This window comes from Methanoculleus sp. MH98A (assembly GCF_000691865.1).
Classification (GTDB): domain Archaea; phylum Halobacteriota; class Methanomicrobia; order Methanomicrobiales; family Methanoculleaceae; genus Methanoculleus.
In genome coordinates this window covers 1-5,336 of sequence record NZ_JMIO01000068.1, presented here as the reverse complement: position 1 = coordinate 5,336, position 5,336 = coordinate 1, and the positions used below count along the sequence as shown (strand labels likewise).

Genomic DNA, 5,336 nt, shown 5'->3' with positions numbered 1-5,336 from the left:
ATCCTCACGGCGTCATCGATACAGGCAATAGGAGGCACCTCCCGGATTATCATAGCATCCAATACTGGTGGAGGAGGACATGCCTACGCGGAGGTCTATGTCTCTTCAAGCAAGAGTGACCTTCAAAACGTTGCAGATTACATCTGCCAGAGATACAAATGCGAGAGCATCGCATACAGAACCACAAACGAAGGTGGACAAACACGGTACTGGCTTAACCTAGACTGGCAGGCCAAGCACCCAGGTGGACCGTATTACCAGAACAGTGGCGAAACTGTCGCAATCTACCCCAACAAATATTGGGTGAAATTGAAGTAGTCGGGCAGACACCCTGGCTACATCCCCTTCCACACACCCCACCGTGATGCCATAGAGGGCCGGGGTCTCCTCGCCGATCTGATGGCGGGGATGCCGTCCCAGAGCATCCCGGCAACGGTGCGCTTGAGATCATGAGGGATACGCGAGAACCTCAATGCTGATCAGAACAGCATCCCGCCCTCCCAGAACCTCTTAAACATCCAATTGACTCCCCCCACAAATCAAGAACCTCCCATAAACATTTCACAACCCCTTTCATGCTGCACACGAAAATCCTGTACACGTACCATGAACAACAGAACGACACCCTATCCAGACCGGGAGATCATCAACAGGTGGGCAATCGCAGAGATCGGTCCCGGCATCTCCGGTATCCTCTCCGCGAAAGGACTGATGCGGCCGGACGCGGACAGGTGCATCGGCTTCTTCTACGTCGATCACGAAGATGGCATCACCTACCGCATCCATTCCCTCTGCCGGCTCGAGCCCGGAAAGCCGCCGGAGATCGTCGTGAACTTCGAGAACCATGGCGAGGGGCTCATCCTTCACTCCGACGAGGTGGGGGCGTATACGCTCCTGTCGAACGACGAAGCGAACCGTCTCTCGCTGCTCGAAGAACAGCGATGGCTCATCTACTACGAACCGGAAGTGCTCCAGGCAGTAAGAAAGAGGGGTGACCTCGACAGGTTCAGGGCTCCGGGGTGCTTCGACGACGTATCGGTGATCCTTGTCTCGAAAGACCGCGAAACAATCCCCGAAGGCGTCTGGGTCCGCCTGGAAGGCCAGTCGGACGACGGCGCGTCGTTGCGGGGAACGCTCCTGAACGAACCCTATTCGGATTTTGGCGTGCACGAAGGGGAGATGGTCACGGTACGCTTTGCCGAAGGCGAGGAAGGGCGGTTTCTGGTCGCAGAAATGGGGTCATAACCCCCCATCCCGGACCCCTCACAACGCTTCGATCACGTTTTCGACCACGGACTCGAGATCCCCTCCCGAACACGCGACGGTGAGATCGGCGTACTTCTCGTAGAGCGGGACCCGCTCGTCGTACATCCCGCGGAGACTCTGGCCCGGAAGGAGGACGATCCCCCGGGTCGTGATGTTCTTGAGCCGCTTTTCCATCTCCGCATACGGGATCTCGAGATACACGACCAGCCCTCCCGACTTCAGGTGCGCCATCGCATCGGGGCTGCAGACCACGCTGCCGCCCGTCGCGATCACCGCACGGCGGGGGTGAAGGGAGAGGATCGTCTCTTCCTCGATCCGCTTGAACGCCTCCGGCCCGTCCGTATCAAGGATCTCCTGCAGCATCTTCCCGGCCCGCTCCTGTATCAGGATATCCGTATCGACGAACTGCATGCCGAGCGTTTTCGCAAGGACGACGCCCACGGTGCTCTTCCCCGCACCGGGCATCCCGATGAGGATGATGTTTCTGTGCTGATGCATACCGCTCTCCCGGAACCCTCTATTGTTATCTAGATGGGATTTCGGGGGAGATGAAGGTTGTTTGACAGAAGGTGCAATCGCCTGGAGTTACTCCGGCCACGCCCATAGCCCGGAACGGTGCCAGGCGACATCACAACCTGCGAGGCAGAAGGTATTTTTACCGATATCGAAGATTGGCGGTCGATCGAGCATGAAGGCAAGCCAGATAATTGGAACGCTTCTCGGCGCTTTTGTAGCCTTTCTCGGCCTGTTATGGCTTCTGCAGGGCACGGGAATCCTTCGGATGCGCCCGATATTATGCATCGCGAACTGCGAGGAGGTCGTCGGCCCATCCCCAACCTGGGCGGCGGCGGGAGCGGTTGCTCTCATCATCGGGGCCATCGTCGTAGCCGTAAGCGTGAGGCGCGGCAGAACACCCTGAGACGCAAGCGGACTGAAATATCGGGATGCAACAGACAGGCCAGGATTTTAATTCTCGTTCATAGCCTGATGCCTCCGGCCGGTCGAGGCATCTCATCCGGATCTATAAACGAAGAGATCACCGGGGCGAAGCGCCGGTCTCCTCCCCATGATTCACGACCACATCGTCGATCACTTCCGCAAGCGTTGCCGCGGAGGTCGCCCTCATCTCGACTCCCGCCGCCTCAAGCGCGTAGCCGGCCGCCCTCCCGGAGAGCGAGTGATGCACGAAGACCACATCGATCTTTTGCTCGAGCAGCATCTCAGCCACCTGCCCGCCCTTTCGCTTCTCCACATCCGTAAAAGGATTGGAGATGGTGTCCTGGCGCTCGATGCGGTTCTTCTCAACGTCATAGTCAAGGATTGCGAAATACGGCGCTTCGCCGAAGTGAGCGCTGACCGACCCCTCCCGGTCCTGCAGCGGCACCGCATACCGCAGGTGCGTCTTCTTTTTGGGCTCATAGTGGATGATGACCCGCTCGACGTTCTGCACCTGACGCCGTATATCCTGCTCGATGCGCTCGCTCTCCCGGTGCGCCTTCTCGAAATCCGATTCCGCCATCTCGACCATCGCCTCCACGAAGATGTAGCGCCCGGAGTTGCGCCCCGTGATACTCTTGATGCCGCTCACCCTCGGGTCCGATTCAATGATGCTACGGATCTCGTTGAGCGTATCGTAATCGACCGAGGCATCCAGAAGGGTCCGCATACTGTCTTTGAGGATCCCCCAGCCCGCCCGGACGATGAAGACGGCGACAACGACGGCTGCGATCCGGTCCAGGGGTATGCCGAAGAACTGCCCGAGAAGCGCGAAGAACACGATCGAGGAGGAGAGGACATCCACCCGGTGCTGCCTCCCGTCCGCGATCAGGCTCGGGGAGTTGTATTTCTGCCCCACGTTCACCTCGTAGGTACCGAGGATGTAGGGCACGGGGATGAAGGCGGCGGCGGCGAGGAGGACCCACCCGCTGTAGGGCAGGGCGGCGGCATCGCCCGTCACCGCCTCCGCCGCAATCTCGAAGGCGGTGAAGAAGATGAGGAGGGCAATGGCTACCGAGACGACGTTCTCCACCTTGTAGAGCCCGTACGGGAAATCCCGGCGTTTGCGTGAAGAGAGAAAAATTCCCGCGATCAACGCAATCGAAGCGACCACGTCCACGAACGAGTGGATGCCGTCCGCACGGAGGGCAAGGCTACCGGAATAGACCGAGAGTAGCAGTTTTGTGACGACCAGCCCGGCGTTGACGGCAAGGGAGTAATACGCAACACGCAGGATGACGGACTCCGGCGTCTGATCAGGCCCCGCCGTCTTCTGCACCTCTTCCTGCATACCGGATCGCCCCGTCATGCATTCCTTGGCGTGATGTTTCCATTAATCTAACCATTATGGCCTATTTGATGGGGAAGAAACAGCGGCACCGTGACAGCCCCTCACGGCGGAGGATACGGGAGCAGCACCATTAGAAGGGCACTCATCAACCGGCGTGAGCGGGCCTACCCGAAGGACTACACTTTCACCCTTCGCTCTGAGTATTTTTGTCGCCCGGGGGATCAGACTTGCCCGGACCCCGGGATCGGCGCGGTCGATGGCCCGGGCGAGGGGCGGCGGTGCATGCGGCGTTGCCGAACAGCAGGGTCGTCGTCATGCCCGGGCAGCAGCACGTTGCGATGAGCGCGGCACCGGAACTGTTTATGCGATTGGTCACCGGATTCCTGACAGAGCCGGACTGACCGGGGCGGATTCGGGCACGCCTGAACGGCCCTGCCCGTTTGACTCACCCTGTTCTGCATTTAATCTCTTTTTGTGCCCCCTTTCCCCCATACAGCCGCACGCACCTGCCGGTAAGGGGGAAGAAAGTCTATGTATGAGAGTTACCTTCACTCTTCCATGGAAGATCGGCCTATAAAGGTCCTGGTCATCATGGGCAGCGCCCGGAAGGCGAATACCTGCCGTGCAGCGGAACGGATCCGCGAGATTCTCCAGGAGGAGGCAGCGGTTGACTGGGAGTACGTCATGCTCGGGGACGTCGGCCTGGAGCAGTGCCGCGGGTGCTACACCTGTTTCGACCGGGGGGAGGAGTACTGCCCCATCAAGGACGATTCGGCCCTCCTGGAAGAGAAGATGCATGCCGCGGACGGGGTGATCTTCGCCACCCCGGTGTACGGGTTCCAGGTCTCGGGGCTGATGAAGGTCTTCATCGACCGCCACTCCTACATCTTCCACCGCCCCCGGTTCTTCCGGCAGAAGGCGCTGCTTCTCACCACCGTCGGGGTGATGGGAGACAAGGACGTGCTGGACTACCTCAACGCGGTGGCCCGCATCTGGGGCTTCGAGGTCGTCGCCCGGGCGGGGATCGTCTCCCACGCGAAGATGGGCCCGCTCCCCGCCTACCGGCTGCGGGAGAACGAAGAGAAGTTGCAGGCGGCGGCAAAGGCCTTTCTCGCCGCGCTCCGGAGGGGGACGCGGGCAAAGCCCGGGCTCTTCGACGTGATGGCGTTCCATATCGGAAGGGCGCCCTGCGACGAACTGGGCGAATCGGCTCCCGCGGACCACGCCTACTGGACGAAGCAGGGGTGGCTCGAGAAGGGGAGGCGCTACTACGTGGAGGTGCCGGTCAACCCGGTCTACCATGCGCTGGGCACGGTAGCGGAGTGGTACCTGCGGCGGCGGTTGCGGAGGGATCTGCGGGAAGTGGGGTGAAGGGGGGCGGGTACAGAAGATAGGATGAGTTTGTTGTGACCGCTACGGAATGAGTCGTGGCATGGGTCATGGATTTCTCGAAGGGGCGGGTGCTGCTCTACCATAGACTTCAATTCTTAATGAGAATAATCTCACGGAACTTTTTTTCCAGATATTCATTTCGGAAGGGTTATAAATAGATAGCAATTGTTATTGAATATGGCGAAATGCTATTTCTGTGGTCGCCAAATTGAAGGATTACCCTACGTCTGTAGACGATGTGGAGAAACATTCTGCATGGACCACAGATTGCCAGAATACCATAATTGTGTAGGAAAAACATTTTGCGCGGACCACAGATTGTCAGAATACCATAACTGTGTACAAGAACGATATTCTTACACCGAAAACAGTGAAGATTACTCCCGATATA

8 protein-coding genes are annotated in these 5,336 nt (G+C 58.9%); 6 read left to right on the top strand and 2 right to left on the bottom strand.

What is annotated here, in order from left to right; translation table 11 throughout:
* Both EI28_RS14895 and EI28_RS09510 read left to right on the top strand, forming a co-directional pair.
* The coding region (locus EI28_RS14895; protein ID WP_231476709.1) for a hypothetical protein at window positions 1–318 on the top strand (318 nt) is incomplete at its 5' end.
* A 288-nt stretch (window positions 319–606) separates the two neighbouring features.
* Entirely contained in the window at window positions 607–1,245 is a 639-nt protein-coding gene (locus EI28_RS09510) for a hypothetical protein (RefSeq protein WP_048114387.1), read from the top strand.
* 18 nt (window positions 1,246–1,263) lie between these two features.
* Here EI28_RS09510 and EI28_RS09505 read toward each other — a convergent pair whose 3' ends face one another.
* A complete protein-coding gene (locus tag EI28_RS09505; protein ID WP_048114385.1) occupies window positions 1,264–1,764 on the bottom strand; it encodes a shikimate kinase in 501 nt (166 codons plus the stop codon).
* 61 nt (window positions 1,765–1,825) lie between these two features.
* On the opposite strand from EI28_RS09505, the gene EI28_RS14890 reads away from it, so the two are divergent.
* On the top strand, window positions 1,826–2,185 hold the full coding sequence (locus EI28_RS14890; RefSeq protein ID WP_231476707.1) for a hypothetical protein: 360 nt from the start codon (window positions 1,826–1,828) through the stop codon (window positions 2,183–2,185).
* Between the two features lie 117 nt (window positions 2,186–2,302).
* Here the strand turns inward: EI28_RS14890 and EI28_RS09495 are convergent, their stop codons facing one another.
* A complete protein-coding gene (locus EI28_RS09495) occupies window positions 2,303–3,571 on the bottom strand; it encodes a cation diffusion facilitator family transporter (RefSeq protein WP_231476705.1) in 1,269 nt (422 codons plus the stop codon).
* Window positions 3,572–3,831: 260 nt separating this feature from the next.
* On the opposite strand from EI28_RS09495, the gene EI28_RS15305 reads away from it, so the two are divergent.
* The 3 genes from EI28_RS15305 to EI28_RS15530 all read left to right on the top strand — a co-directional run.
* Window positions 3,832–3,954, top strand: a complete 123-nt coding sequence (locus EI28_RS15305; RefSeq protein WP_255342093.1) for an alpha/beta fold hydrolase — start codon at window positions 3,832–3,834, stop codon at window positions 3,952–3,954.
* A gap of 157 nt (window positions 3,955–4,111) precedes the next feature.
* A complete protein-coding gene (locus EI28_RS09490) occupies window positions 4,112–4,924 on the top strand; it encodes a flavodoxin family protein (RefSeq protein ID WP_048114380.1) in 813 nt (270 codons plus the stop codon).
* Window positions 4,925–5,122: 198 nt separating this feature from the next.
* Window positions 5,123–5,336, top strand: a 214-nt coding sequence (locus EI28_RS15530; RefSeq protein WP_197018484.1) for an AN1-type zinc finger domain-containing protein, incomplete at its 3' end; no start/stop codon positions are given.

Coding starts and splice junctions, on each gene's coding strand:
- EI28_RS09490 (WP_048114380.1), top strand. CDS start 4,112: ATGGAAGATCGGCCTATAAAGGTCCTGGTCATCATGGGCAGCGCCCGG.
- EI28_RS09505 (WP_048114385.1), bottom strand. CDS start 1,764: ATGCATCAGCACAGAAACATCATCCTCATCGGGATGCCCGGTGCGGGG.
- EI28_RS09495 (WP_231476705.1), bottom strand. CDS start 3,571: ATGACGGGGCGATCCGGTATGCAGGAAGAGGTGCAGAAGACGGCGGGG.
- EI28_RS09510 (WP_048114387.1), top strand. CDS start 607: ATGAACAACAGAACGACACCCTATCCAGACCGGGAGATCATCAACAGG.